The 25,753-nt window shown below is 71.0% G+C and carries 27 protein-coding genes and 1 tRNA gene; 10 read left to right on the forward strand and 18 right to left on the reverse strand.

The features are described from left to right. Positions 1 to 8: 8 nt before the first annotated feature. On the reverse strand, positions 9 to 1,517 hold the full coding sequence (locus tag IFT79_RS00900; RefSeq protein WP_192122678.1) for a sensor histidine kinase: 1,509 nt from the start codon (positions 1,515 to 1,517) through the stop codon (positions 9 to 11). Between the two features lie 186 nt (positions 1,518 to 1,703). On the opposite strand from IFT79_RS00900, the gene IFT79_RS00905 reads away from it, so the two are divergent. Then, positions 1,704 to 2,192, forward strand: a complete 489-nt coding sequence (locus IFT79_RS00905) for a Dps family protein (protein ID WP_043597026.1) — start codon at positions 1,704 to 1,706, stop codon at positions 2,190 to 2,192. Between the two features lie 77 nt (positions 2,193 to 2,269). On the opposite strand, the gene IFT79_RS00910 is transcribed toward IFT79_RS00905, so the two are convergent. From IFT79_RS00910 to IFT79_RS00930, 5 genes are all read right to left on the reverse strand, one after another. Next, positions 2,270 to 3,778: an amidohydrolase gene (locus tag IFT79_RS00910; RefSeq protein WP_192122679.1), complete on the reverse strand. Its 1,509-nt coding sequence runs from the start codon at positions 3,776 to 3,778 to the stop codon at positions 2,270 to 2,272. Next, complete coding sequence (locus IFT79_RS00915; RefSeq protein WP_123571864.1) at positions 3,775 to 4,398, reverse strand: FMN-binding negative transcriptional regulator; 624 nt, start codon at positions 4,396 to 4,398, stop codon at positions 3,775 to 3,777. Before IFT79_RS00915 ends, IFT79_RS00910 begins: the two co-directional genes overlap by 4 nt. A 4-nt stretch (positions 4,399 to 4,402) precedes the next feature. Next, positions 4,403 to 5,377, reverse strand: a complete 975-nt coding sequence (locus tag IFT79_RS00920; protein ID WP_123571865.1) for an Fpg/Nei family DNA glycosylase — start codon at positions 5,375 to 5,377, stop codon at positions 4,403 to 4,405. A gap of 106 nt (positions 5,378 to 5,483) precedes the next feature. Next, complete coding sequence (locus IFT79_RS00925) at positions 5,484 to 5,969, reverse strand: ribose-5-phosphate isomerase (RefSeq protein WP_043597130.1); 486 nt, start codon at positions 5,967 to 5,969, stop codon at positions 5,484 to 5,486. A 21-nt stretch (positions 5,970 to 5,990) separates the two neighbouring features. Then, positions 5,991 to 6,617, reverse strand: a complete 627-nt coding sequence (locus IFT79_RS00930; protein WP_056048400.1) for a mycothiol-dependent nitroreductase Rv2466c family protein — start codon at positions 6,615 to 6,617, stop codon at positions 5,991 to 5,993. A 91-nt stretch (positions 6,618 to 6,708) separates the two neighbouring features. Between IFT79_RS00930 and pepN the strand changes: the two genes are divergently transcribed. The 3 genes from pepN (at position 6,709) to IFT79_RS00945 (ending at position 10,861) form a co-directional block, all read left to right on the forward strand. Further along, positions 6,709 to 9,249 (forward strand): aminopeptidase N, encoded by a 2,541-nt coding sequence (pepN, locus tag IFT79_RS00935; RefSeq protein ID WP_192122680.1) that lies wholly within the window; start codon positions 6,709 to 6,711, stop codon positions 9,247 to 9,249. 128 nt (positions 9,250 to 9,377) lie between these two features. After that, positions 9,378 to 10,379: a mechanosensitive ion channel family protein gene (locus tag IFT79_RS00940; protein ID WP_249407720.1), complete on the forward strand. Its 1,002-nt coding sequence runs from the start codon at positions 9,378 to 9,380 to the stop codon at positions 10,377 to 10,379. Beyond that, positions 10,376 to 10,861, forward strand: a complete 486-nt coding sequence (locus IFT79_RS00945; protein WP_192122681.1) for a globin — start codon at positions 10,376 to 10,378, stop codon at positions 10,859 to 10,861. Before IFT79_RS00940 ends, IFT79_RS00945 begins: the two co-directional genes overlap by 4 nt. Before the next feature lie 51 nt (positions 10,862 to 10,912). Here IFT79_RS00945 and IFT79_RS00950 read toward each other — a convergent pair whose 3' ends face one another. Further along, positions 10,913 to 11,584, reverse strand: coding sequence for a hypothetical protein (locus IFT79_RS00950; protein ID WP_192122682.1), 672 nt, complete (start codon positions 11,582 to 11,584; stop codon positions 10,913 to 10,915). A 21-nt stretch (positions 11,585 to 11,605) separates the two neighbouring features. Here IFT79_RS00950 and IFT79_RS00955 point away from each other — a divergent pair, with 21 nt between their 5' ends. Continuing rightward, positions 11,606 to 12,475 (forward strand): acyl-CoA thioesterase, encoded by an 870-nt coding sequence (locus IFT79_RS00955; RefSeq protein WP_236557022.1) that lies wholly within the window; start codon positions 11,606 to 11,608, stop codon positions 12,473 to 12,475. A 16-nt stretch (positions 12,476 to 12,491) separates the two neighbouring features. On the opposite strand, the gene IFT79_RS00960 is transcribed toward IFT79_RS00955, so the two are convergent. The 6 genes from IFT79_RS00960 to msrA all read right to left on the reverse strand — a co-directional run bounded on the left by IFT79_RS00960 (position 12,492) and on the right by msrA (position 16,800). Continuing rightward, the gene (locus IFT79_RS00960) at positions 12,492 to 12,965 is read right to left on the reverse strand and encodes an acyl-CoA thioesterase (protein WP_056048417.1); all 474 of its coding nucleotides are present in this window, start codon (positions 12,963 to 12,965) and stop codon (positions 12,492 to 12,494) included. 16 nt (positions 12,966 to 12,981) lie between these two features. Then, positions 12,982 to 14,667, reverse strand: a complete 1,686-nt coding sequence (gene ettA / locus IFT79_RS00965; RefSeq protein ID WP_056048420.1) for an energy-dependent translational throttle protein EttA — start codon at positions 14,665 to 14,667, stop codon at positions 12,982 to 12,984. 37 nt (positions 14,668 to 14,704) lie between these two features. Next, on the reverse strand, positions 14,705 to 15,166 hold the full coding sequence (locus tag IFT79_RS00970; protein ID WP_123571868.1) for a DUF6993 domain-containing protein: 462 nt from the start codon (positions 15,164 to 15,166) through the stop codon (positions 14,705 to 14,707). A gap of 100 nt (positions 15,167 to 15,266) precedes the next feature. Continuing rightward, positions 15,267 to 15,869 (reverse strand): single-stranded DNA-binding protein, encoded by a 603-nt coding sequence (locus IFT79_RS00975; protein ID WP_123571869.1) that lies wholly within the window; start codon positions 15,867 to 15,869, stop codon positions 15,267 to 15,269. Positions 15,870 to 16,001: 132 nt separating this feature from the next. Then, positions 16,002 to 16,217 carry a methyltransferase gene (locus IFT79_RS00980; protein ID WP_159826943.1) on the reverse strand — a complete coding sequence of 72 codons (216 nt, stop codon included), beginning with the start codon at positions 16,215 to 16,217 and terminating at the stop codon, positions 16,002 to 16,004. A gap of 55 nt (positions 16,218 to 16,272) precedes the next feature. Further along, positions 16,273 to 16,800 (reverse strand): peptide-methionine (S)-S-oxide reductase MsrA, encoded by a 528-nt coding sequence (msrA, locus tag IFT79_RS00985; protein WP_159826945.1) that lies wholly within the window; start codon positions 16,798 to 16,800, stop codon positions 16,273 to 16,275. 47 nt (positions 16,801 to 16,847) lie between these two features. On the opposite strand from msrA, the gene IFT79_RS00990 reads away from it, so the two are divergent. The 3 genes from IFT79_RS00990 (at position 16,848) to IFT79_RS01000 (ending at position 19,291) form a co-directional block, all read left to right on the forward strand. Continuing rightward, a complete protein-coding gene (locus IFT79_RS00990) occupies positions 16,848 to 17,867 on the forward strand; it encodes an aldo/keto reductase (RefSeq protein ID WP_173152568.1) in 1,020 nt (339 codons plus the stop codon). A 158-nt stretch (positions 17,868 to 18,025) separates the two neighbouring features. Next, complete coding sequence (locus IFT79_RS00995) at positions 18,026 to 18,322, forward strand: hypothetical protein (protein ID WP_236557023.1); 297 nt, start codon at positions 18,026 to 18,028, stop codon at positions 18,320 to 18,322. Between the two features lie 102 nt (positions 18,323 to 18,424). After that, complete coding sequence (locus IFT79_RS01000; protein WP_192122683.1) at positions 18,425 to 19,291, forward strand: hypothetical protein; 867 nt, start codon at positions 18,425 to 18,427, stop codon at positions 19,289 to 19,291. 153 nt (positions 19,292 to 19,444) lie between these two features. Here the strand turns inward: IFT79_RS01000 and IFT79_RS01005 are convergent. The 5 genes from IFT79_RS01005 to IFT79_RS01025 all read right to left on the reverse strand — a co-directional run bounded on the left by IFT79_RS01005 (position 19,445) and on the right by IFT79_RS01025 (position 23,845). Beyond that, positions 19,445 to 19,520: transfer RNA gene (locus IFT79_RS01005), tRNA-Arg, on the reverse strand. Positions 19,521 to 19,696: 176 nt separating this feature from the next. Beyond that, on the reverse strand, positions 19,697 to 21,823 hold the full coding sequence (locus tag IFT79_RS01010) for an ArnT family glycosyltransferase (protein ID WP_192122684.1): 2,127 nt from the start codon (positions 21,821 to 21,823) through the stop codon (positions 19,697 to 19,699). Continuing rightward, complete coding sequence (locus IFT79_RS01015) at positions 21,820 to 23,118, reverse strand: bifunctional glycosyltransferase family 2/GtrA family protein (protein ID WP_192122685.1); 1,299 nt, start codon at positions 23,116 to 23,118, stop codon at positions 21,820 to 21,822. Before IFT79_RS01015 ends, IFT79_RS01010 begins: the two co-directional genes overlap by 4 nt. A 97-nt stretch (positions 23,119 to 23,215) precedes the next feature. After that, a complete protein-coding gene (locus IFT79_RS01020) occupies positions 23,216 to 23,476 on the reverse strand; it encodes a thioredoxin domain-containing protein (RefSeq protein ID WP_192122686.1) in 261 nt (86 codons plus the stop codon). 84 nt (positions 23,477 to 23,560) lie between these two features. Continuing rightward, complete coding sequence (locus IFT79_RS01025) at positions 23,561 to 23,845, reverse strand: oligoribonuclease (protein ID WP_157485491.1); 285 nt, start codon at positions 23,843 to 23,845, stop codon at positions 23,561 to 23,563. 95 nt (positions 23,846 to 23,940) lie between these two features. Here IFT79_RS01025 and IFT79_RS01030 point away from each other — a divergent pair, with 95 nt between their 5' ends. Continuing rightward, positions 23,941 to 24,414 carry a MarR family winged helix-turn-helix transcriptional regulator gene (locus tag IFT79_RS01030; protein WP_192122687.1) on the forward strand — a complete coding sequence of 158 codons (474 nt, stop codon included), beginning with the start codon at positions 23,941 to 23,943 and terminating at the stop codon, positions 24,412 to 24,414. Further along, positions 24,411 to 25,679 (forward strand): MFS transporter, encoded by a 1,269-nt coding sequence (locus IFT79_RS01035; protein WP_192122688.1) that lies wholly within the window; start codon positions 24,411 to 24,413, stop codon positions 25,677 to 25,679. Before IFT79_RS01030 ends, IFT79_RS01035 begins: the two co-directional genes overlap by 4 nt. Positions 25,680 to 25,753: the final 74 nt, after the last annotated feature.

Below are 25,753 nucleotides of genomic sequence, written 5' to 3' on the forward strand. Positions count from 1 at the left end.
CCCACGGACTACGGTCGCGCGGGCGGCCCGGCCGGCGGGTCGAGCGGCCCGTCGGGCAGCGCGGCGTCGGACAGCGGCTCGGTCACGGCCGTCGACGAGAACGGCGGCAGCGGCTCGGTCGGCAGCGGCAGCGTCGGGTTGCTCGGCACCTCGATCGTCATCGGGATGCTCACCGTGACGATGGTCGGCCCGCCCTGCGGGCTGCTGATGTCGAGGAAGCCGCCGAGGCCCACCAGGCGCTCCTGCACCCCGGCGAGACCGTGGCCGTCGCGCAGGCCGGCGCCGCCGCGCCCGTCGTCGGTCACGACGAGCTCGAGCAGGGTGCCGATGCCGTCGGGAGCCTGCCTCGTGCGCAGCACGAGGTCGGCGCTGGCCGCCCCGGCGTGCTTGCCCGTGTTCGTCACCAGTTCGGACGCGATGAAGTACGCGTTGCGCTCGATGTCGCTCGGGATCACGACGTGCGTGGGCACCCGGTCGAGCATCGTGGTGGGCACCACCGAGCGGTCGACGAGCGACTCGAGCGCCGCCACGAGGCCCCGGTCCATCAACAGCGGAGGCGCGAAACCGCGGGACAGGGCACGCAGCTCCTCGAGGGCCTCGCGGGACTGGACCCGCGCCTCCTCGATGAGGGTCTTGCTCTTCTCGGGGTCGGTGTCGACGGCGCGGGACGCCGCGGCGAGGTCCATCTGCAGACGCACCAGACGCTGTTGCGGTCCGTCGTGGATGTCGCGCTCGAGCCGGCGGAGGGCCGTGCCCTCGGCCGACAGGGCGGCCGTGCGCGAGATCTCACGGTCGGCGAGCTCGACCTCGAGCTGCTCGCTGCGGAACCCCCCGAGCATGACGGCGGCGATCGCCTGGTGCATGACGACGAACCCGTGCACGACGTAGGGATAGACGAGCACGACGCCCGCGAAGAGCGCGAGGGCGAGGACGACGAGCACCGCGCCTCCGCCGTTGCCGATCGCGGACGCCCAGTTGAAGGTGTCGAACGGCGGCAACGCCTGGAAGACGAGCACGACCCCCAGGACGGCGAGCACCGGGCCGGCCAGGAGACCCACGAGGACGAAGGACGTGAAGCCCGCCACGATCGGGAACACCACGACGCCGTAGAGCAGGTACAGCCAGTAGTGCGGGTTGGCGAAGACCGAGACGGCCCGCGCGAAGCGGTTCGTCGACCGGCCCCACTCGGTGTTCGGCGTCCAGTCGACGGGGCGGATGGGTCGGTCGCTGGCCCACCGCAGGCGGAGCACCTCGAAGGTGCCGAACCATCGGGCGATCCAGAGCGCGCCGAAGACGACGATCGCGAGGAAGACGAGGGTGAACAACGAGTCGCTCGACCCGCTGACCGTGTGCAGGAACAGCGAGGCGGCCACCGTTACGATGACGACGAGGACGGCCGAGAGCGCGACGTAGCCGAGTTCGCGGGGCAACTCGCGCCAGCGTCGTCGGTAGCCGCCGGGGCGGGACGGGGGCGAGAGGTAGGGGTTGACGGCGGTGATGGTGGTCTCCTGGATCATGCCTTCGAGCCTGGTCCGGACGGGGCGTCCACCCCATGGTGCCAGCGCCCGGACCGCCGGTGGGGTTATCCCCCCTCACGACCCGTGGTGAGGTGAGGCTGGCCTAGGTGAGCCGAGCCTCAGCTTGCTTGCGGAATTCTCCCAGACGTCTAGCGTTGCCTCCATCGTCTAGGAAAGGACCACGTCATGACCGACATCACCCGCACCGTCCCCCAGGGTTCCGTCGACCCCGACGTCGCCGCCGGCGTCGCCCAGTTCCTCAGCCAGATCGTCACCGACATGACGGCCCTGTCGGTCAACGGCAAGCAGGCCCACTGGCACGTGCGCGGCATCGCGTTCGTCGCCGTCCACGAACTCATCGACGTGGTCGTCGACCACGCCCGCGAGTGGGCCGACCTCGCCGCCGAGCGCGTCGTCGCCCTCGGCCTGCCGGTCGACGGTCGCATCGAGACCGTCGCCGCCAAGACGGTCATCCCCCCGACCTCCCCCGGCTTCAACCAGATCGACGTCACCATCGCCGAGCTGGTCGCCCAGATCGACGCCTCGCTCGTCGCCGTCCGCGAGGCCATCGACGAGCTCGGCGAGCTCGACGCCTCGAGCCAGGACGTCGCGATCGAGATCTCGCGAGGCCTCGAGAAGGACCGCTGGTTCCTCGCCGCGCACGTCGCCGGCTGACCTCCTCGCCAGACGGACGAAGGCCGCCACCCTGCACGGGGTGGCGGCCTTCGCCGTGTCGGGTCGGCACCGCCTCGTCAGAGCGTGCGGTGCGTCCACCGACCCGCCAGGACCGTGCCGACGACGGGCATCCGGCGCAGCTGGTCGTCCGACGCGGCGAGCGGATCGACCTCGGTGACCACGAGATCGGCGACGGAGCCGACCTCGACCGTGGCTCGACCGCCCGTCGAGGCGGCGAGCGCCGCCGAGGCGACCAGTCGCTGTTCGGGGTGCCACGCCTCGCGTCCGTCGCGCGAGCGCGAGATCGCCGCGGCCATCGCCACCCAGGGATCGAGCGGGGCGACCGGCGCATCCGAACCGAGCTGCAGGCGGACGCCGGCGGCGACGAGGCTCTCGAAGACGTAGGCCCGCTCGGAGCGGCCCGCCCAGAGCCGGTCGACGACGTCGCGGTCGTCCATGGCGTGTTCGGGCTGCACGCTGGCCACGATGCCGAGGCGCGCGAACCGGTCGACGTCGTGCAGGTCGAGCAGTTGGGCGTGCTCGATGCTCCCGCCGCAGCCGACCAGCTCGAGGGCGTCCAGCGCCTGGGCGTTCGCGGCGTCGCCGATCGCGTGCACGGCCGGCACGAGTCCCGCCGAGGAGGCGCGGCGCAGCCACCCGACGAGTTCGTCGGTCTCGTAGATGCGCACCCCCCGAGCAGCCGGGTCGCCCTCGAGCCCGGGGTACGGGTCGTGGCAGTACGCGGTGCGGGTGCCGAGCGAACCGTCGGTGATGATCTTGAACGGCCCCATGGTGACGAGGCCCTCGGTGCCCGGGACCACGTCGCCGGTGCGCAGCCCGCGGGCGACGACGGCGTCGAGGTCGCGGGGGTAGACCCCGGGACGGATGCGGAGGCCCCGCGTGCCTCCGGCCACCCGACGTGTCCAGCGGTCGAGCGACAGCGTCATCTCGAGGTCGACGACGCCGACGACCCCCCGTGCGGCGGCCGCGTCGACGGCCTCGGCGACCCACCCGTCGAGCTGTTCGTCCGGTACGACGCTCACCGCGGCGCTGACGTCGAAGGCCGGCTGCTCGCGCAGCAGGCCGGTCGGGTGGTCGGCGTGACCGTGACGGGCCAGGGCGGACGAGTCGAGCCAGACGGAGTGCAGGTCGTTGCTCACGAGGACGACCGGCACGTCACCGGCCACCGAGTCGAGGAGCGCGCGGCTCGGAGCATCGGGCCAGAGGGCGTCCGGGAAGCCGTAGCCGACGAGGGTCCCGCCCGCCTCGACCGGCTCGACGCGGAGGCGCTCCCCCACGATCGAGGCCGCCTCGGCGGCGGACCGTGCCCGCGACAGGTCGAGTCGTCGGCGCACCAACGCCCACTGGTCCATGTGGACGTGGGAGTCCCAGAGGCCCGGGGCGAGCCAGCGGCCGTCGAGGTCGACCACCTCGGCACCGACGGGGGCGGGACCGGACGCGAGCGCGACGACCCGGCCACCCTCGAGCAGGACGTCCACGGGAGCGGGTCCGCCGCCGACCAGGCGGGCGCCCGTCAGGAGCGTGCGCCGCGCCTCCTCGGCCCGGGTTCCTGCGCCGACCGTCATCGGTCGCGCACCCGGCGCATCTCGGCGGCGAGCGCCGGCTGCGCGTAGTGCTCGCCGTGCTCGAGCTCGTCCACGATGCGGTCGACGACCTCGGGTGCCTTGTTCTGGCTCAGCTTGGCGCGGGCGTCGAACCGGGTCACGCGCAGCCGGATGCCGACGGTGCCCTTCGCGACCCGGCGAGAGCCCTCGTCGTCGAGGGTGAGGGTCGAGGGCTCGGGCATGACGCGCTCGAAGTGGTCGACGAGCTCGCCCAGCACGCGGAAGTTCTCGTCGTCCGAGAGGATCTCGGGGGTGCCCCAGAGGTGCGCCGTGACGTGGTTCCAGGTGGGGATGATCTGCTCGGCCGGGTACCAGCCGGGTGAGACGTAGCCGTGCGGGCCCTGGACGATCACCATGACCTCGTGCTCGCCCAGTTCGTGCGAGCGCTCGTCCGGACGACCGACGTGGCTGACGAGCACGATGGCCCCCGGGTCGGCGTCGTCCTGCTCGAGTACGACGGGGTAGTGCGACGCGACGAGACCGGCCGCCGTGTGCGACACGATCGTCGCCCACGGGTTCTCGTGGATCAGTCTCTTGACCTCGTCGACGTCGGACAGGACGAACGTGGGGGTGTGCCGCATGCGATCAAGTCTGGTCGGTCGGGCACCAGTACAGCTTGCGACCCGCGGCCATCTCCATCACGACGTTAGTCCCGCAGACCCGGCAGGGCAGACCCTCGCGGTGGTAGACCCAGTGCCGGTCGGCCCGGCTGCGCAGGGCCTTGGCGTGCTGGGACTTGGTGAGACCGTCCATGGTCATCATCTGGCCGAGCTCCACGCCGCTCTTGAGCAGCTTCGTCCAGTCTTTGTAGAGGGCGCGCAGCACCTCTTCGGGGACCTGGTTGCCGGGAGTGTGCGGGTCGAGCCGGGCCCGGAACAGCAGCTCGGCCCGGTAGATGTTGCCGATGCCGCTGACCACGCTCTGGTCCATCAGCAACAGGCCGATCGGGGTGCGCTTCTTGCCCGCGATCGACACGAAGCGGTCGGCGCCCTTCTTCGGCGAGTCGACGAGGGGGTCGGGACCGAGCTTGGAGATCGCCAGGTCGACCCCGGCCGCGTCGAGCACCTCGCACTTCGTCGGGCCACGGAGGTCGCCGACCGCGGTGTCGGTCAACAGCCGCACGCGCACCTGCCCGACGGGCTCGGGCGGGAACGAGTCGATGTCGTCCTCGGTCTTCTCCTGCTCGGCCATGCGCACGCGAGACCGGCGTGGCGCCCCGATGCTGGCCATCGAGTCCTCGCCGTCGTCGTCGGGGGCGTTCTCGGCCTTGCGGGTGGCCGCCCGGCGAGTCCGGGACTCGGCCATCGAATGGCCCGTGGCGATGGCGCCCGCGAAGTCCCACGCACCGTAGAGCCCGAGGTGCACGTGCAGCCACAGGCCGTTGTCGAACTCGAGGAACATCTGCTTGCCGACGGCCTTGGAGTCGACCATCGTGGCGCCGTCGAGCCTGGTCGCCCCGTCGGCGAACCGACCCTGGGGCGAACTCACCCGGACTCGGTGGCCGACGAAGCTCTGCTCGAACTGGTTGGCGATGCGGTGGACGGAATGGCCCTCGGGCACGGCGACACCTCTCTCGGTGGTCGATGGAACGGTCTCGGGCGTGTCGCCGGAGACGACGGAGCGGCGAGGCCCCGGTCGGGGTCCCGCCGCTCTCGACGTTACGTCGTCAGTCGACCGGGTGACCGGCGATGGCGCCCGTGGTCTCGTACTCGCCGACCTGCGCGATGCGGCGCACGTGGCGTTCGTCGTGGCTGAACGGCTCGGCGACGAAGGCGTCGATGAACGCCAGGGCCTCGGCCTCGGTGTGCTGGCGCGCCCCGATCGCGATGACGTTCGCGTCGTTGTGCTGGCGGGCGAGCTTGGCGGTCGAGTCGTTCCAGACCAGGGCGGCACGGACGCCCTCGACCTTGTTCGCGGCGATCTGCTCGCCGTTGCCCGAGCCGCCGAAGACGACGCCCAGCGCCTCGTGGCCGGCACGCTGGTCGCGCACGGTCGCCCGGGCCGCCGCGATGCAGAACGACGGGTAGTCGTCGAGGGGCTCGTAGCTCGTCGGACCGTGGTCGGTCACGTCGTGGCCCGCGTCGGTGAGGTGCTGGATGACGGTCGTGCTGAAGTCGAGGCCGGCGTGATCGGTCGCCACGTGGATGCGCATGGAGACGATCCTACGACCGGCTCAGTCGAAGATCGGCCCGACCGTGCGCGTGCGCTTGATCTCGAAGAAGCCGGGGTACGAGGCCACGGCGACGACTCCGTCCCACAGCCGCAGCGCCTCCTCGCCCTTCGGCGCCGGAGAGATGACGGGGCCGAAGAAGGCGACGCCGTCGACCGAGATGACGGGCGTGCCGACGTCCTGGCCGACCCGGCCGATGCCGTCGAAGTGGCTGGCACGCATCTGCTCGTCGTACTCGTCGCCGTCCGCGTACCGCGCGAAGTCGGCGGGCAGTCCGACCTCGGCCACGGCACCGGCGATGACGACGTCGCCGTCCTTCTCGCCCTCGTGGTGGATGCGGGTGCCGAGGGCGTCGTAGAGCGGCTTGACGATCTGCTGACCGTGGAGTTCACCTGCGGCCGTGACGAGCCGCGTGTAGCGCAGCATGCGGGCGAAGTTCGCCTTGTACTCGTCGCTGACGTCGGCGTCCTCGTTGAGGACCGCGAGGCTCATCACGTGGAAGGTGACGTCGAGGTCACGGTGCTTCGCGACCTCGTCGACCCAGCGGCTGGTCATCCAGGCCCAGGGGCACGACGGGTCGAACCAGAAGTCGACGACGGTGTGGGACGCGGGAGCGGGGGTGTCGGTCATGCCCTCAGTCAACACCCCGGCGTCGTACAGCCGGTCTAGGCTTTCAGCGGACCACGAGTCCCCCCTCACCCCCAAGACGGATGGAGCCAGCGTGCCCGGAGAGAACCTCACCCGCGTCGAGGCGCAAGAGCGCAAGAACGTCGTCGACGTGCAGTCGTACGAGATCGCCCTCGACCTGACCCGCGGCGACGAGGTGTTCGGCAGCTCGACCACCGTGCGCTTCACCGCCACCCCCGGAGCGTCGACCTTCATCGACGCGCTCACCCGCACCGTGCACTCGGTGACCCTCAACGGCACCGCGCTCGACGTCGACGCGGTCTCCGACGGCGTGCGCATCCAGCTGGCCGAGCTGGCCGCCGAGAACGTGCTCGAGGTCGTCGCCGATGCCGAGTACACCAACACCGGCGAGGGCCTGCACCGGTTCGTCGACCCGGTCGACGGCGAGGTCTACCTCTACTCGCAGTTCGAGGTGCCCGACAGCCGCCGCGTCTTCGCGGTCTTCGAGCAGCCCGACCTCAAGGCGACGTTCCAATTCGCGGTCACCGCACCCACACGCTGGCAGGTCGTCAGCAACCAGCCCACGCCCGAACCCGTCGTCGACGGTGAGACCGGCACCTGGACCTTCTCGCCCACGCCCGTGCTCTCGAGCTACGTCACGGCGATCATCGCCGGCCCGTACGACGTGGTCCGCAGCGACCTCACCAGTTCCGACGGCCGCACGATCCCGCTCGGCATCTTCACGCGCCGATCCCTCACCGAGTACCTCGACGCCGACTACATCTTCGAGAAGACCCGTCAGGGCTTCGCCTACTACGAAGAGAAGTTCGACTACGCGTACCCCTTCGACAAGTACGACCAGCTCTTCGTGCCCGAGTTCAACGCCGGTGCCATGGAGAACGCGGGTGCCGTCACCTTCGTCGAGACCTACGTCTTCCGCAGCAAGGTGACCGACGCCATCAAGGAACGCCGCGTCGTCACGATCCTCCACGAGCTCGCGCACATGTGGTTCGGCGACCTCGTCACGATGAAGTGGTGGAACGACCTCTGGCTGAACGAGTCGTTCGCCGAGTGGGCCTCGACCATCTCGACCGCCGAGGCGACCGAGTGGACCGAGGCCTGGACCACCTTCCAGGCGATGGAGAAGAGCTGGGCCTACCGCCAGGACCAGCTGCCGTCGACGCACCCCGTCGTCGCCACGATCAACGACCTCGAGGACGTCCAGGTCAACTTCGACGGCATCACCTACGCCAAGGGCGGGTCGGTGCTCAAGCAGCTCGTCGCCTGGGTGGGCATCGACGCCTTCTACGCCGGCGTGGCCGCGTACTTCAAGAAGCACCACCACTCGAACACCGAGCTGAGCGACCTGCTCGTCGAACTCGAGGCCACCTCGGGCCGCGAGTTGACCAGCTGGTCGAAGCTCTGGCTCGAGACCGCGGGCGTCAACACGTTGCGTCCCGAGCTCGAGGTCGACGAGAACGGCGTGATCACCTCGTTCGCCGTGCTCCAGGAGGCAGCCGCCGACCACCCCACCATCCGCCCGCACCGCCTCGCCATCGGCCTCTACGCCCTGCAGGGCGACGCCCTGGTCCGCACCGACCGCGTCGAGATCGACGTGGACGGCACCCGTACCGAGGTCCCCGAGCTGGTCGGCCTGAACCGCGGCGACCTCGTGCTGATCAACGACGACGACCTCGCCTACGCGAAGATCCGACTCGACGAGGTGTCGCTCGCCACGGCCATCGCCCACCTCTCGAAGATCTCGAACCCGCTGGCCCGCGCCCTCGTCTGGGGCTCGGTCTGGGACGCGACGCGCGACGCCGAGACCTCGGCCTCGGACTACGTGCGTCTCGTGCTCGACAACATCGCGACCGAGACCGAGTCGACGACGATCCGCACCACGCTCTCACAGCTGCTGCAGACCGCCCGCAGCTACGTCGCCCCCGCGCGCCGCACCTCCACGATCACCGAGGTCGGCGACGGCCTCTGGGCCCTCGCCCAGGGTGCCGAGGCCGGGTCGGACGCCCAGTTCCAGTTCGTCACCTTCTTCGCCGCGATCGCGTCGACCGAGACCCACCGGGAGGCGCTGGCCGGCCTGCTCGACGGATCGCTCGCTCTCAAGGGCCTCACCGTCGACACCGACCTGCGCTGGCAGCTGCTCGAGGGCCTCGTGCTCGTCGGCGGTGCCGGTGAGGCCGAGATCGACGCCGCCCTCGCCGAGGACAACACGGCGAACGGCGCCCAGGCCGCCGCGCGGGCCCGCGCGACGATCGCGACCACCGAGGGCAAGCTCGCCGCCTTCGCGTCGGTCGTCGACAGCGCCGAGCAGCCCAACGCCATCGTCCGGGCGACGACCCTCGGGTTCCAGCACACGAACGACCCGGCGATCCTGCAGCCGCTCGTCGAGCGCTACTTCTCGTCCCTCACCGGCATCTGGGAGTCGCGCAGCTACCACATCGCCGACACCCTCGTCTCGGGGCTGTACCCGGCCGGCCTCGCCGACCAGGCCCTCGTCGACGCGTCGTACGCGTGGCTCGAGGCGAACCCCGAGACGCCGGCCCTGCGCCGCATCGTGAGCGAGAGCGTCGCGGGCGTCGAGCGGGCCCTGCGGGTGCAGGCGGTCGACCAGCAGTAGTCGTGCCCCGGGTCGCGCGACGACCCGACGACCGACCCGGACGGCGGGCCCTCTCACAGGGCCCGCCGTTCCGGCGTCCAGGCACCTCCCGGGTGGGGTTGCGGTGGCGTGCTTGACTTGTCGCTCATATGGACCTCCTCCTCGCTGCCGCCACCGACCCCGCCGCCCCGATCGCCTTCGACTGGGACGCCTTCTGGACGATGTGGCGCGTTCCCATCCGCATCGTGGCGATCCTGCTCGTCGCGGTGCTGTTGCGCGTCGCCCTGCACTTCACCATCCGGCGGGTCGTCGACCAGGTCGTGAACGGAATCAAGCGGAAGCAGAACGTCGACGACACGCAGGCCCTCATGGCCTCGCCGCTGCAGGCCGTCCGGGTCGTCCAGCGCACCCGCACGCTCGGCAGCGTGCTGAACAACGTGGTGACGGTCGTCGTCGCGGGCATCGCGCTCGTGTTGATCCTCGGCGAACTGAACTTCAACGCCGTCGCGATCGTCAGCGCGGCGGGCGTGGTCGGTGCCGGACTCGCGTTCGGCGCCCAGAACATCGTCAAGGACATGCTCAACGGCATCTTCATGGTCGCCGAAGATCAGCTGGGGGTGGGCGACGTCGTCGACGTCGGGCCCGCGGCCGGCGTCGTCGAGGCCGTCGGCATCCGCGTCACGCAGATCCGCGACGTGAACGGCGTGCTGTGGTTCGTCCGCAACGGCGAGATCCTGCGCGTGGGCAACATGTCGCAAGGCTGGACGCGCGTGGTCATCGACCTCGCCGTGCCGTACTCCGCCGACGTCGACCAGGTGCAGGACGCCATGTTGAACACCGCGAACGAGCTCGCCGCGATCCCGAAGTGGAGGCGCGCCATCATCGACCAGCCCGAGGTCTGGGGAATCCAGTCGATCGCCGAGGAGCACGTGGTCATCCGCATCGTCGCCAAGACACGGTCCGCCGACCGTGACAACGTCGACCGGGAGCTGCGGTCCCGTCTCAAGAAGACCCTGGATGCCATGGACATCGTGCTGCCCTCGCTGACGAGCGTCGTCCTCACCGGCTTCGACAGCGCCTCCTCGGTCCAGGGCGCCCGGGCGCCCCGCACGGCGCCGACGCCCCACGTGCCGCGGAGCAAGCGCAGATGACCGACCTGCCGGTGACGCCGCGCCCGTCCACCGCTCAGCCCGTGACTCCCCCGCCGTCTGCCGTGCCGGTCACCGTCCGGCGGGGCCTCGGTGACGACGCCGCCCAGGGCAACTTCTGGCAGCAGATCGGTGGGCGGCCGACCTTCGAGAAGTTGGTCCGCCGCTTCTACGAGGGGGTCCGGACCGACGAGGTGCTCTGGCCGATGTACCCGGAAGCGGATCTCGAGGGCGCGATCCAACGCTTGACGGGGTTCCTCGAGCAGTACTGGGGCGGCCCCACCACCTACAGCCAGGAGCGCGGGCACCCCCGCCTGCGCATGCGGCACATGCCGTTCCGGGTGACGCCCGAGGCACGTGACCACTGGCTGCAGCACATGCGGGTGGCCGTCGACGAACTCGAACTCGCTCCGCTCGACGACGCGATGCTCTGGGGCTACCTGGATCGCGCCGCGCAGGCCATGGTCAACACGTTCGAGCGCTGACCGCCCACCGCCGGGCCGCCCGCCTCGGACCGCCCACCTCCGGGCCGATCGTCAGAGCAGGGACGAGCGCCGCTTGACGAGCACGTGGCCCTTGGGCGTCGTGAGGCGGGTCCACGTGCCGGTCTCGAACACCGCGACCTCGTCCTCGCCGTCGAGGAATCCCAGGCTGAGGGCACCGAAGCCGGCTCCGGCGGGAACCCCCTCGGCACCCTCGACGGGGGCCGACCACACGTCGGCTCGCACCCGGTGCACGATCTGCTCACCGGTGCCCGTGGGGATCGCCTCGGCGACGCGGGCGATTCCGGCCTCGGCGGTCGATCGGAGGCGGTCGGCCTCGATCGGGCCGAGTCGCGTCCAGCCCCCGCGTGGCGGCGAGATCGCTGCCCACGTCACGGTGTTGACCGTGGCGGGCACGGACGCGGTGACCGCAGCGGTCGGGTCGACGACGTCGTTCTGCAGGCGTACGAGGCGCTCCTTCAGCGACCGGACCGGGACCACGGCGTCGAACTCGGGGCGGTCGTCGAGTTGGAAGGTGCGGAGCCCCAGCACGGTGGGGCTCGAGTCGAGCAGACCCATCGGGTAGAACACGGCGACGTAGACGGCCAGGACACCGGAGCCGGCGATGAGCCGGACCGAGCCGTCCTCCACCCGGCCCGCACGCCCGAGATAGGTCGCGAGATCGCTGAGGGACAGGGAGTCGGGGAGGGTGAATGCGTCGTTCATCGGCCCCCTAAACTACATCGCGTGACCGACGATCCGCTGCAGAGCCTGCTGTCCACCCTCGACCTCTCGCCGGCGGGCAACGTCGGTGGTCAGGACGTCTTCACGGGTGGGTCACAGCCCGAGCCGCTCGGTCGCGTGTTCGGCGGCCAGGTCGCCGCGCAGGCCCTCGTCGCCGCCCAGCGCACCGTCGGGGGCGGACGCGACGTCCACTCGCTGCATTCGTACTTCCTGCGGCCCGGCGACCTCACCATCCCCATCACGTTCACGGTCGACCGCATCCACGACGGCCGGTCGTTCGCGACCCGTCGCACTCAGGCGTCGCAGGACGGCGTGCCGATCTTCTCGATGATCGCGTCCTTCCAGACCCCCGACGAGGGGCTCGACCACCAGGTCGACATGCCCTCCGGTCTTCCCGATCCCGAGGACGTCCCGAGCGACGCCGAGCTACTGTCCGCGGTCGACAACCCCGTCGCCCAGTCGTGGGCCCGGCGGCCGTTCGACATGCGCCACGTGCCGTCGCCGGTCTTCTTCAGCGTCGAGGGCGACCACGTCGCGCACCAGGCCGTCTGGCTCAAGGCCACCGGCCCACTGCCCGACGATGCCGACCTGCACCGTGCCGCCCTGCTGTACGCGAGCGACTACACCCTCCTCGAACCGATCTACCGCCGTCACGGCGTCGCGTTCGTCACCCCCGGGCTCAAGGCCGCGAGCCTCGACCACGCCATGTGGTGGCACCGTCCCGCCCGCGTCGACGAATGGCTTCTCTACGTGCAAGAGAGCCCCAATGCGGTGGGCGGACGTGGCCTCTCGCTCGGGCGCATCTACGACCGCGCGGGCACTCTCGTGGCGAGCGTCGCACAAGAGGGCATGGTGCGGGTGCCGCGAGGCTGACCCGCCACGTTCCTGGTCAGCGCCGGCGGAAGGCCAGGGGTTCTTCGACGAACGGCGACCAGGCGTCGCGCTCGACGTCGGAGATGCGCCGGGGCTGATTCGTCGCCGAGTCGACCAGCACGATGGTGGTGGCGGCCTTCGTGAACAGCGTCCGGGGCTCGACGCCCTCGGGCGACCAGACCTCGTAGCAGACCTCGAGGCTCGCCCCGCCGAGTCGCCCGACCCAGATCTGCACGTCGAGCGGGGCCCGCAGGTACGGGATGGGGACGAGGTACTCGAGCTCCTGCCGGGCGATGAGCGTCATCGTCGCGGCGTTCGGACTGCCGTCGAGGACGGCGGCCGAGGACCGTTCGTCGATCGCCCCGTCGGCAGACCAGAACGCGTCGATGCGCGCCTCCTCGAGGAGGCGCAGCATCGACGCGTTGTTCACGTGACGGTACCCGTCGAGATCGCTCCAGCGGACTCGGGTCGGCACGTGCAGGCGGGTCATGACGGTGCGGTGCCGGTCAGTCGCGCGTGAGCTTGCGGTACGTGGCCGAACTCGGCTTCGCCGCGTCGGCGCCGAGGCGCTCGACCTTGTTCTCTTCGTACGCCTCGAAGTTGCCCTCGAACCAGTACCAGTTGGGCGTCCCGTCGTCGTTCAGGCCCTCCCACGAGAGGATGTGCGTGGCGATCCGGTCGAGGAACCACCGGTCGTGAGTGATGACCACGGCGCAGCCGGGGAACTCGAGGAGCGCGTTCTCGAGGCTGCCCAGCGTCTCGACGTCGAGGTCGTTGGTGGGCTCGTCGAGCAGGAGGAGGTTGCCGCCCTGCTTGAGCGTCAGCGCCAGGTTGAGGCGGTTGCGCTCACCACCTGACAGCACGCCGGCCTTCTTCTGCTGGTCGGGACCCTTGAAGCCGAACTGCGACACGTAGGCCCGCGACGGGATCTCGGTCTTGCCGACCTGGATGTAGTCGTGCCCCTCGGAGACGACCTCCCACAGGTTCTTGTTGGGGTCGATGCCGCCACGGCTCTGGTCGACGTACGAGATGTCGACCGTCTCGCCGACCTTGAGCTCGCCACCGTCGAGCGGCTCGAGCCCGACGACCGTCTTGAAGAGGGTGGTCTTGCCGACGCCGTTCGGCCCGATGACGCCGACGATGCCGTTGCGGGGCAGCGTGAACGACAGGTCGTCGATGAGCACACGCTCGCCGAACGACTTGTGGAGCTTCTTGGCGTCGATGACCTGTGAGCCGAGACGCGGGCCCACGGGGATCACGATCTCTTCGAAGTCCAAGGTGCGCGTGCGCTCGGCCTCGTTCGCCATCTCTTCGTAGCGCGCCAGACGCGCCTTCGACTTCGCCTGACGACCCTTGGCGTTGCTCCGGACCCACTCGAGCTCGGACGCGAGGCGCTTGGCGAGCTTGGCGTCCTTCTTGCCCTGGACCTGGAGGCGCTCGCCCTTCTTCTCGAGGTAGGTCGAGTAGTTGCCCTCGTAGGGGTAGAGGCGGCCGCGGTCGACCTCGGCGATCCACTCGGCGACGTGGTCGAGGAAGTACCGGTCGTGGGTCACGGCGAGCACGGCGCCGGGGTACTTGCTGAGGTGCTGCTCGAGCCAGAGCACGCTCTCGGCGTCGAGGTGGTTGGTGGGCTCGTCGAGGAGCAGCAGGTCGGGCTTCTGCAGCAGCAGCTTGCACAGCGCGACGCGACGCTTCTCACCACCGGAGAGGTTCGCGACCTCGGCATCGCCCGGAGGCGTGCGGAGGGCCGACATGGCCTGCTCGAGCTGGGAGTCGAGGTCCCAGGCGTCGGCGGCGTCGATCTCTTCTTGGAGGGTGCCCATCTCGGCGAGCAACGCGTCGAAGTCGGCGTCGGGCTCGGCCATGGCGGCCGAGACCTCGTTGAAGCGGTCGAGCTTCTGCTTGATCGGCCCCACGCCCTCTTGCACGTTCTCGAGGACGGTCTTGGTCTCGTCGAGTTCGGGCTCTTGCATCAGGATGCCGACCGAGTAGCCGGGGCTGAGCTTCGCCTCGCCGTTGCTGGGGGTGTCGAGCCCCGCCATGATCTTGAGGATCGTCGACTTGCCGGCGCCGTTCGGCCCCACGACACCGATCTTCGCCCCCGGGATGAACGACATGGTGACGTCGTCGAGGATCAGCTTGTCGCCGACCGCCTTGCGGGCGCGCACCATCGAGTAAATGTATTCGGCCATGACAGCGAGTCTATCGGGCGGGGCCCCGCCCCCGACGTCACCAGTCGATGGCTCGGGTCGACCCGACGAGGCAGGCGCCCGTGCCGAGGACCGGCGCCGTCTGGCTGCTGTAGCCCGCGCCCGAGACCTGCCCGATCAGGCAGTCCTGACCCCAGAGCACCGAGAACTGCACGCTGTCGGCGTCGCGGCCGATCGAGGTCGTGTCGGCGGTGACCTGCATCGTCGACTTGTCGAAGCCGGCCGCCACCAGCGCGTCGACGACGGCGCGCCCACCCGGGCGGGCGTTCGCCGCGACGGTCGCGGCGTTCACCTCGTCGAAGTGGGCCAGCGCCTCGGCCGTCGTGGACGTGGAGGAGAACGGCGGGGCGTCCGTCGACGGGGCGACGGACGACGTCGTCGGTGACGGCTCGGGCGACGAGGTGCACCCCACGAGGGGGATCGCCACGGCCAGCACGATCGCGGCGAGCGCCAGGCCGCGTGGAGGTCTCGAACCGGTCACGGGGGCCCTTCGTCGCTGGCGGCGGCCGCGGGTCGGCGAGCCGTGAGGAGTCTACGGCGTGCCGACCCACGGGCCCGGGACACGGGCGTCACCGGGGTGGTCAGAACGGGGCCGCCACCTCGTCCGCGCCGACGGCCGTGGGAGCACCCCAGTCCGCGCCGTCGTCGGGGATCGCCACCCGGTCGGGGTCCGACGACGCATCCGTCGCTGCTCCGTCCGGAGGGCCTCCGTGACCGGTTCCGTGGTCCGCCTCCGTCTCGGGTGCCGAGCCGCTCTCGTCGGAGGCGACGGTGGGATCGCCCCCGCCCGCGGCCGGGGAGGAGCCCGCCGTGGCGGACGAAGCGGACGCCACCCGCCGTTCGAAGGTCGACCTGCCCCAGACGAGGTCGTGACCGACCGCGTCCGCGTCCACCTCCACCGTCATGCCGCTGCGCTCGCCCGACTCCCACGCGCGGATGCGGACGCGCCCCGTGACCACGACCCGCTGCCCCTTGCGGAGGCTGGCCAGCACGTTGTCGGCGAGCTGACGAAAGCACGTCACGGTGTACCAGTTGGTCTCGCCGTCGATCCACTCGCCCTTGACGCGGTCGTACCGTCGCTGCGTCGAGGCGAGTCGGAAACTCGTGATGGAGAGGCCGGTCTGCGTGACGAGGGCCCGGGGGTCGGTCGCGATGATCCCTGTGAGGGTGATGGTGTCTGTCATGTCGGGAGTCTCGCGGGGGCGAGGGACCCCCGGGACGGCACCCGCGCCTCCTTGTGGAGAAGGAGGCGCGGGGGCCGCCCGGGGGACGACACGACGACAGGTCGTCCGGGGACGACCGGGGACGATCGGGGCTCAGTGTTCGTGGAACTCCGGGTAGTCGGCGCCGGGCCCCAACGCCGCGAACAGGGCGCTCTTGGCCACGGCCAGGCTCGGGTAGACGCCGCCGTCGGCTCCCTTCGCGGACAGGCGCACCGTGAAGCCGTCGTCTGTCCGCAGGATGGTCCCGACCGCGCCTGCCGGGCCCACGGCCACCCAGGTCTGTCGGTGCAAGGTGTTCTGGTCACTCATCGTCGAGCGCCCCTTTCCTCTTTCTCGGTCGGTCACACCGGGCGGCGTGACCCGTCTACGAGGCGAGCACGTACTTCGCGTACGACTTGCGGATCTTGGTGACCTTCGGCAGCGCGACGGCGGTGCAGTAGCCCTGGCCGGGGTTCTTGGCGAAGAAGTCCTGGTGGTGCTCCTCGGCGTCGTACCAGGTGGACAGCGGCTCGATCGTCGTGACGACACCGCCGCCCCAGGCCTCGGAGGCACGGTCACGGGCCGCCTGGAAGAGCGCCTCCTGGTCGTGGTCGGCGGCGAACATCGCCGAGCGGTACTGGGTGCCGACGTCGGCACCCTGCCGGTTCAGCTGCCGCGGGTCGTGCAGGGTGAAGAAGACGTCGAGGACGACGTCGGCGGGGAGCTTCTCGGGGTCGAAGCCGACCGCGACGGCCTCGGCGTGACCCGTGCGGCCCGTGCACACGTCGTCGTAGCTCGGCCGCTCGGTGTCTCCGCCGGTGTAACCCGAGACCACCTCGGTGACGCCGTCGAGGGTGCGGTAGACCGCGTCGAGGCACCAGAAGCACCCACCGGCCAGAACGAACGTCGTCATGCCCGTGAACCTACTCCCGAGCCGAGGGCCCGCCCTAGGCTGACCGCATGAGATCACCTTTCACGCCCTACGTCGCCGACGACGCACGGTACTCACGACTCGACTACGTCCGTACCGGCCGCAGCGGACTCCGGCTGCCCCGCATCTCCCTCGGCTTCTGGAACAACTTCGGCTCGGACCGGGGCCTCGAGACGCAGCGCGACATCGTGCTGCGCGCGTTCGACCGGGGGGTCACCCACTTCGACCTGGCGAACAACTACGGCCCGCCCTACGGCTCGGCCGAAGAGCAGTTCGGTCGCATCGCCGCGGCGAACCTGCGCCCCTACCGCGACGAGATCGTGGTCTCGTCGAAGGCGGGCTACGACATGACCCCCGGGCCGTACGGCGACGGGGGGTCGCGCAAGTACCTGCTCAACTCGCTCGAGGCCAGCCTCGGGCGGCTCGGCATGGACCACGTCGACATCTTCTACTCGCACCGCCCCGACCCCGAGACCCCGATCGACGAGACGATGGGGGCGCTCGCGACGGCCGTCCGGCAGGGCAAGGCGCTCTACGCCGGCATCTCCAACTACGACCCGGCGCAGACCGAGGCCGCGATCGACGCCCTGGCCGCCGAGGGCGTGCCCCTGCTGATCCACCAGCCGCGGTACAACATGTTCGACCGCCGGCCCGAGCGAGGGCTCTTCGACACCCTCCTGACCCGCGGCGTCGGTTCGATCGTGTTCTCGCCCCTGGCCGGGGGCCTCCTGACGAACCGCTACCTCTCGGGCAGTGCTCCCGCGGGTTCGCGCGCTGCCGAGGGCCGGTGGTTCTCCGAGGACGCCCTCGACGAGACCTACCTCTCCCGCGTCCGCGGCCTGAACGAGATCGCGGAGGCGCGGGGCCAGTCGCTCGCGCAGCTCTCGCTCACCTGGGTGCTGCGCCAACCCGCCGTGACCAGCGCCCTCATCGGCGCCTCGTCGGTGGCCCAGCTGGACGACAGCCTCGACGCGCTCGACGGTGCCGAGCTGACCGAGGACGAGCTCGCGGCGATCGAGCCGCTGGCGGTCGACGGCACCGGCCGCTGACCGGACGGCGCGGTGCCGACGGGGCACCGCGCCCTCCAGGCGTCCGACGCGTCCGACGTGTCCGAGGTGTCCGAGGTGTCCGACGTCGATGTCGGTGGTCGCCCCTAGCGTCAGGGGTGTTCTCGACAGCATCGGCCGGATGACCTCAGGAGCACCTCATGACCAGCAGCACCCTCGACCACGCGATCGTCCCGCCTGCGCCGCACGCTCACGCGGGCGTTCCCCTCCCCTCCCTGCGCTCGACCCGGGGCGGCCTACAGCTCGTCCAGGTGCACGACGACCTCGCCCGGGTGACCCGACCCGGTGGCGAGATCGTGGGCTACGTCGAGCGCTTCGACGACCCGCAGGGTGATCGCTACCGCGCCAAGCGGTTCCTGCCCCGTCAGCGTCGGTTCGTCGAGATCGGCGAGTTCTGGAGTCGCGACGACGCCACCGACTGCTTCCGGTTCGCCTGATCCCGACGCCTCCGCCGGAGCACCGTGACGGCGTCCCCGACGGCGGGCTCGACAGCATGTCGCAGCCGTGCAACCTTCGACCTCGGCTGTAGTGTTCGCCCCATGCAGTGGTGGAACGATCTCGTCGAATGGCTCTCTTCGGACAACGGGTGGCGTGTCGTCACCGATGCGGTGATCCCCTTCGTCGCCATCGTCGTGGCAGGCATCGTCGCAGCCCTCATCGGCCGGGCGAGCACGCGGCGGGTCGTGTCGTTGCACGAGGACGAGGCGAAAGCGGCGGCGGTCGCGGCCCTCGTCTCGGCGGCCCGCAAGGGTGCCGTCTACAGCTCGCTCGGAGTCGAGGAGCGCGCCTATGCCGATCACCTCGGCCACGAAGCCGACGTCCGACTGCGGCTGTCGCCCGCGACCGGCAGCACCCTCGCCGCCGACTGGGCGGCTCACGAACTGGCCGAGATCAAGCGCAATTCGGCGTCCTTCAGCTTCCAGTCCGAGCAGACGCTGGGTGAACTCCGCGACCGCCTCGTCGAGTGGCAGAACCGCCCCGGGCGGGCCAAGAAGCTCTTCCGCGACGATCTCGCCCGCTGGAAGTACGAAGAAGCCGACGTCGACCGAGACACGGCCGCGAAGCAGAAGGCCTGGGAGGCCGAGCAGCGGGCTGCGGCGGCGACCGAGCAGCGTCGTGCCGAGGCCTCCGCGCCTTCGGGTGCCGCACCCTCGGCAGCGCTCCGCCCCGCGGCCCTCGACGATGCCCCGATTCGCGGTGGCGACGAGGCCTACCGGGCACCGATGGCTCCCGCCCCGCTGGCCGGACCATCGCCGGTGTCCGCGCCCGAGGCACCGGCGGTCACGCCGGGTGACGCGAGCCACGACGACACCCGCGACGATGCGATGGACGACGAGCGTTTCGAGCAGCCGGTCAGTGCGAGCCAGGTCCGACGCCGGACGACACCCGAACGCGCGGACGACTGACCCGGCGAACGAACGACCACGCGCCCCCGACCTCGGTCGGGGGCGCGTCGTCGTGCGGGGGGGGTGTCGCGTGGTGCCCCCGGCAGCCAGCGTCATCCACACCGTGAACCTGCGACCAAGAGATGAGAAGCACCGCGTAGATCATGGGCTGCGTGGTGCCCCCGGCAGGAATCGAACCTGCGACCAAGAGATTAGAAGGCTCCTGCTCTATCCGCTGAGCTACGGGGGCGAACCCGACCACGATACCGTGCCCGCTCCTCCGTCCCGGTAGCGGTCCAGCCACGCTCCGCACCGCGTTTCGTGCACCGACCCCCGACTAGTCGCGGTGCGGTGCACGAAACGCGGTGTCTCGCGCGCCCCGGAGGTGCGGGGCGGCCGGGCGGACCGGTGGCGACGTCCGGTCGGTCAGCTGGTCAGGTCGTACAGCGTGACCCCGTCGACCTCGGTCGAGGAGAAGTTCGCCTCGACCCAGGCCGCGATCTCGCTCGAGGAGGAGCTGCCGCCGTTCGACTGCCCGACGGTACCTCCGACGAACCAGTGGATCTGCCCGTCGGCGACGTACTGCTCGAACTGCGCGAGGGTCGGTGACGGGTCGCTGCCGTTGAACCCCCCGACCGCCATGACCGGGTCGCCCGTCGCGAGCTGGTAGCCCGCCGCGCTGTTCGACCCGACGGCCGCGGCGACCCAGGTGTACCGGTCCGCGTCCGCGCCGACCACGGCAGCGAGCTCGTCGCTGACCGAGCCCGAGCCGAGCAGCGAGCCGGCTCCGCCCCCGCCACCGGGGAGTCCGCGCGTGGCCGTACCCGCGCCTCCTGCGGTTCCGGCCCCGGTGCCGGTGCCGGTGCCGGTGCCCGCTCCCCCGCCGGTGCCGCCCGGCAGCTGCGGGGGCGTTCCGCCAGCCCCGCCACCGGGCCCGCCACCAGCGGCCCCGCCGCGACCGCCGAAGCCGCCGGCGCCGCCCGCGCCACCCGCGCCACCACCGCCGAACCCGCCCGTGCCACCCGACACGGTCGGCCCGGCCGTGACGATCGAACCGGTGTGGGCCGTCGACACGGTCTCGACCGAGTAGGCCGCCGGAGCCAGCAGGCCGCCCGTGAGCAGCACGGCGAGGGTCGCGGCCGTGAGCGCCCGGCCCCGTCGCGGCAGCAGCACGAGCACGGCGCCCACGACGGCGAGCGTGACGACGACGTACCGGAGCCACGGCTGCCAGGACTCCGCCCGACCGAGCAGCACCCAGGCCCAGACGCCCGTGAGCAGAGCCGACGCCGCCAGCACGATCCGCACCCACGACCGGGCCCGTCGTCGCCACAACACGTCGGCCGCAGCCCCGAGGGCGACCGCGATGGCCGGGGCGAGCGCCACCGTGTAGTACGCGTGGAAGATGCCCGACATGAAGCTGAAGACGAGGGCGGTCAGCACCGTCCAGCCCCCGAACAGCAGCAGGGTCGCCCGACGGGCCGAGGTCCGGTGTCGCCAGCCGAGCAGCACGAGTGCCGAGACGCCGATCACGAGGGCGGCGGGAAGCAACCAGGTGATCTGGCCCCCGAACTCGCCCGTGAAGAGCCGGGTGATGCCGGTCTCGCCCCACATGCCTGTCGTGGCGGCACCGGTGCCGCCGCCCCCGCCCGTCACGCTGCCGGTCTCGTCGCCCGTGAGCCGTCCGAGGCCGTTGTAGCCGAAGGTCAACTCGAGGAACGAGTTGGTCTGCGAGCCGCCGACGTACGGCCGCATGCCCGCGGGCACCAGCTCGACGAGGGCGACCCACCAGCCGGCCGACACCACGACCGCACCGAGCGCGGCCAGCAGGTGCAGCAGCCGCTTGCGCAGCAGGACGGGCGCCGCGACGAGGTACACCCCGGCCAGTACGGGCAGGATGACGAACGCCTGCAGTTGTTTGGTCAGGAAGCCGAAGCCGATCGCCACGCCCGCCCAGACGACCCAACGGACGCGGCCCGTCTCGACGCCGCGCAGCGTCAGGTACGTGGCGAGGGTCAGCAGCAGCACGAGCAGCGCGTCGGGGTTGTTGAAGCGGAACATCAACGCGGCGACCGGGGTCAGCGCGAGGACTCCACCGGCGACGAACGCGGCGACGCCCGAGAAGTGCCGCCGCACCGTGGCCCAGACGAGTCCGACGGTCGCGACGCCCATCAGTGCCTCGGGCAGCAGGATGCTGAACGACGACAGTCCGAACACCCGGACCGACAACGCCATGACCCACAGGCTCGCGGGCGGCTTATCGACCGTGATCGAGTTCGCGGCGTCGGACGAGCCGTAGAGGAACGCCTCCCAGTTCTGCGAACCGGCCTGCACCGCGGCCGAGTAGAACGAGTTCGCCCAGCCGTTCGCCGACAGGTTCACCAGGTAGAGAGCCCCCGTGGCGACCAGCAGCGCGAGGAACGCCGGTCGCTCCCACCGTGCCGCGTCCTCACGCCCGCGCACCAGGCGACGAGCGAGCGGACGGAGGCGCGGGCCGGCCGACCCGGACGGCGAGCGTCGATCGGTCAGCGGCACCGGCGTGGTCCCGGCGCTCATCGACCGACCACCGTGACGTCGTCGTCGCCGGCCACGGCGGCGACGCGGGTGGCGAGGTCGGACACGGGGTCGGCGACACCGACCCGCTCGTCGGCCGGTCCCGGCGTCACGTGCGTCGCCTCCGACCGGAACACCCAGACGCGCAGGAGCACGAAGCGCAGGACGGTCGCGACGAGGTTCGCGGCCGTCAAGACCAGCAGCTCGGCCTGCGCGTCGGCCGCGGGAGCCGCGGCGTGCAGCACGACGAGCGACCCCGAGGTCAGCGCCCAGGCGAGGACGAAGACCATCAGCCCTTGCAGTTGGTGTCGCGCCACGCCCGACGCCCCCCGTACCCCGAACGTGAACCGCCGGTTGGCGGCCGTGTTGACCACGGCCGTGACGAGCAACGACACGGAATTCGCCGCCTGGGCCGGCATCACCTGCTGCGCGCCGAGGTAGAGCAGCGCGTACGCGGCGGTCGAGGCGACCCCGACGACGCCGAACCGCACGACCTGCGAGAAGAACGTCGGAGGCGCGGGCGGCTCGAACGGACGCCTCCCGATCGCGTCGTACACCGCCTGGACCGGGATCGCGCCCCGGGCGATGCCCGTGCCCACGCGCAGCATCCCCTTGAGGTCGGCGGCGGCCGTGGAGACGATGTCGACCGAGCTGTCGGGGTCGTCGACCCAGTCGACCGGCACCTCGTGGATGCGCAGGCCCGAGCGCTCGGCGAGGATCAGCAGTTCGGTGTCGAAGAACCACCCGGTGTCCTCGACGAGGGGCAGCAGTCGCTCGGCGGCCTCGCGCCGGATCGCCTTGAAGCCGCACTGGGCGTCGCTGAACCCGACCCCCATCGTGCGACGCAGCAGGAAGTTGTAGCTGCGCGAGACGAATTCCCGCGTGCCGCCGCGCACGACCCGCGACGACCGGCTCAGCCGGGTGCCGATCGCGAGGTCGGAGTGGCCGGAGAGCAACGGTGCGACGAGCGGGCCGAGCGCAGAGAGGTCGGTGGAGAGGTCTTCGTCGAGGTAGACCAGCACGTCGGCGGGCGAGGCCGCCCAGACCTGCTTGAGGGCACGGCCTCGGCCCTTCTCGGCGAGGTGGACGGCGGTCACGCACCGCAGGCGTCGGGCGAGGTCGTCGGCGAGGGCCGGCGTGCCGTCGGTGCTGGCGTTGTCGGCCACGGTGATGCGCCAGGTCTCGGTGACGTGGCGGGTCAGATGGTCATGGAGGCTCGTGATGCTGGCCTCGAGGGTGGCGGCCTCGTCGAAGACGGGCACCACGATGTCGAGACGCAGGATGTCGGTGTCAGGCATGGGACCACGATCGGTCGCCACGCCATCAGCGGCCTCGCATCAGTCGATGGCGACGCCGCGGAGATCCTATGGGCCTTCCATGACGGGGGTCCCGCGATCAGATCGCGAGGGCCAGGGCCCCGAGCAGGCGGTCCAACGTCGGCACGCCCGGTGAGCGGAAGACCACCTCGCCGTCGTCCCGCGTGACCACGATGGTGGGCGTGCTGCGGACCTCGCGCCGTTCGGCGTCGGCGGGCCGGGCGGCGACGTCGGCCTCGTCGACGACGAGCGAGGGCAGGAGGTCCTTCGCCTCGGCGACGACCGCCCTGGCCGCGTGGCAGGGACCGCAGAAGGCCGACGTGTAGAGCTCGAGCATCATGCCGGGGACAACGAGGAGGCGCGGGGGAAACTTCCCCCGCGCCTCCTGCGGTCTGGTGAGTCGGTGCGGCCGGGGCCGCCGACGTCAGTTGTCGCGGTCGTCGTTTCGGTCTTCCGGGTCGACGACGGGGTCGCTGTCCTTCGCGTCGAGCGAGTAGTGGACCTGCAGTTGTTCGCCGACCATCTTGGCCTCGGTGGCGGTGTAGACGATGCCGGTCTCCATGCCGTCGACCAACACGAAATCGGTGATCTGCTCGTCGTACGAGCCGTCGGTGCTGATGCGGGTGTCGGTGGAGCCGTCGCTCGGACCGCCGTCGAAGAAGACGACGTACTCGGAACCCTCGGCCACGGTGGGCTTGCTGTCTGTCATGTCCACAGGTCTACCAGGAGGCACGGAGTCGGCGCCCAGCTTCGCCCGGCGACAATGCATAGCCAACCTATATAGCTTGGCTATACACTTGAGGGATGACTCCCCAGCCGACAGACATCTTGGAATCCCTCCTGACGTCGACCCATCGCCTGACGCGCATCGCCGCACAGGAGACCGGCCGCACCACCTCACCCGCCGTGTGGCGCACGCTCTCGATCCTGACGACCGACGGCGAGCTCCGCGTCGGGGACCTCGCCCGGGCCAGCCGCGTGTCGCAGCCCACCATGACCAAGCTCCTCCGGGGCCTCGCCGAGGACGAGCTCGTCAAGCGCATCGCCGACACCGACGACTCCCGGGCGTGGCTCATCGCCATCACCGACAAGGGCACGGCGGCGCTCGTCGAGTGGCGGGGGCAACTCGCCGACTCGCTCGGCGGCCTCTTCGCCGACCTGGACGACGACGAGTGGGCCGTGCTCGAGCACGCCACGCGCCTCCTGGCGTCGCGGGTCGGCCACCGCGCCGCCGGCCACGCGGAAGTCCACTCCGACGCCGAGGCGGTGTTCGCGTGAGCGCCTCTGCCTCGAGCTCCTCGTCCTCTTCCGGCATCGCGCACGAATCCGGGCCGAGCATCCTGAAGCAGCCGACCGCCGTGTGGGCCATCGCCTTCGCCTGTGTCGTCGCCTTCATGGGCATCGGGCTCGTCGACCCGATCCTCCCCGCCATCGCCGAGTCGCTGAAGGCCAGCCCGACCCAGACCGAACTGCTCTTCACGAGCTACCTCGCCGTCACGGGCGTGGCGATGTTCTTCACCAGCTGGGTGTCGAGTCGACTCGGCGCCAAGCGCACCCTGCTGATCGGGCTCGCCCTGATCGTGCTCTTCGCCCTGCTCGCCGCCACCAGTGGCGACGTCTGGTCGATCATCGGCTTCCGTGCCGGCTGGGGGCTCGGCAACGCCCTGTTCATCTCGACCGCCCTCGCGACGATCGTGGGCGCGGCGTCCGGCGGCACGGCCTCGGCGATCATCCTCTACGAGGCGGCCCTCGGACTCGGCATCGCCATCGGCCCCCTGATCGGCGGCCTGCTCGGCTCGGTCAGCTGGCGCGGCCCGTTCTTCGGCGTCACCACCCTGATGGCGATCGCCTTCATCGCGATCGTGCTGTTCCTCAAGGGCGACGCCATGGAGAAACCCACGCCCACGACGCTGTCGGCCCCGTTCCGCGCCCTGGGTCGCCCGGCCCTCGGCGCCCTTGCGGCGACCGCCCTCTTCTATAACATCGGATTCTTCGTCCTGCTCGCGTACACGCCGTACCCGCTGGGCTTCGGGGCTCTCGGCATCGGGTTCACCTTCTTCGGCTGGGGCGTCGGCCTCGCGATCACCTCGGTCTGGGTCGCCCCGCTGCTGACCGCACGCCTGCGTCGGACGACCGTGCTGCGCATCGCACTCCCCCTGCTCGCGCTCGACCTCGTCGCCGCCGCGGTCGTCGTCCGGACGCCGGCCGCCCTCGTGGTCTGCGTGGTGGTCGGCGGCCTGGTGCTCGGCGTGCTCAACACGGTGCTGACCGAGTCCGTCATGGAGGCGACCGACCTGCCCCGCTCGGTCGCGTCTAGCGCCTACTCGGGCGTGCGCTTCCTCGGCGGCGCCGTGGCCCCGCCCGTCGCGACCCTGCTCGCCGACACCATCGACCCGAGTGCCGCCTACGTGTTCGCCGCCGCGAGCGTCGCCGTCGCCTTCGTCGTCGTGGTAGCCGCCCGCGGGGCCCTGCGCCGGGTCGACGATGGCCCCGAACCGGCTCGCGTCGAAGCCGAGGCCATCGGAGCCGGCGAGGCGATCTGACCGCACCGCACCGCGCCTCCTGCCCTGGTCCCGTGCAGGAGGCGCGGTGCCGGAAGGGCACCGGACTAGACTCG

It is taken from the genome of Frigoribacterium sp. CFBP 8759 (assembly GCF_014841655.1).
GTDB lineage: Bacteria > Actinomycetota > Actinomycetes > Actinomycetales > Microbacteriaceae > Frigoribacterium.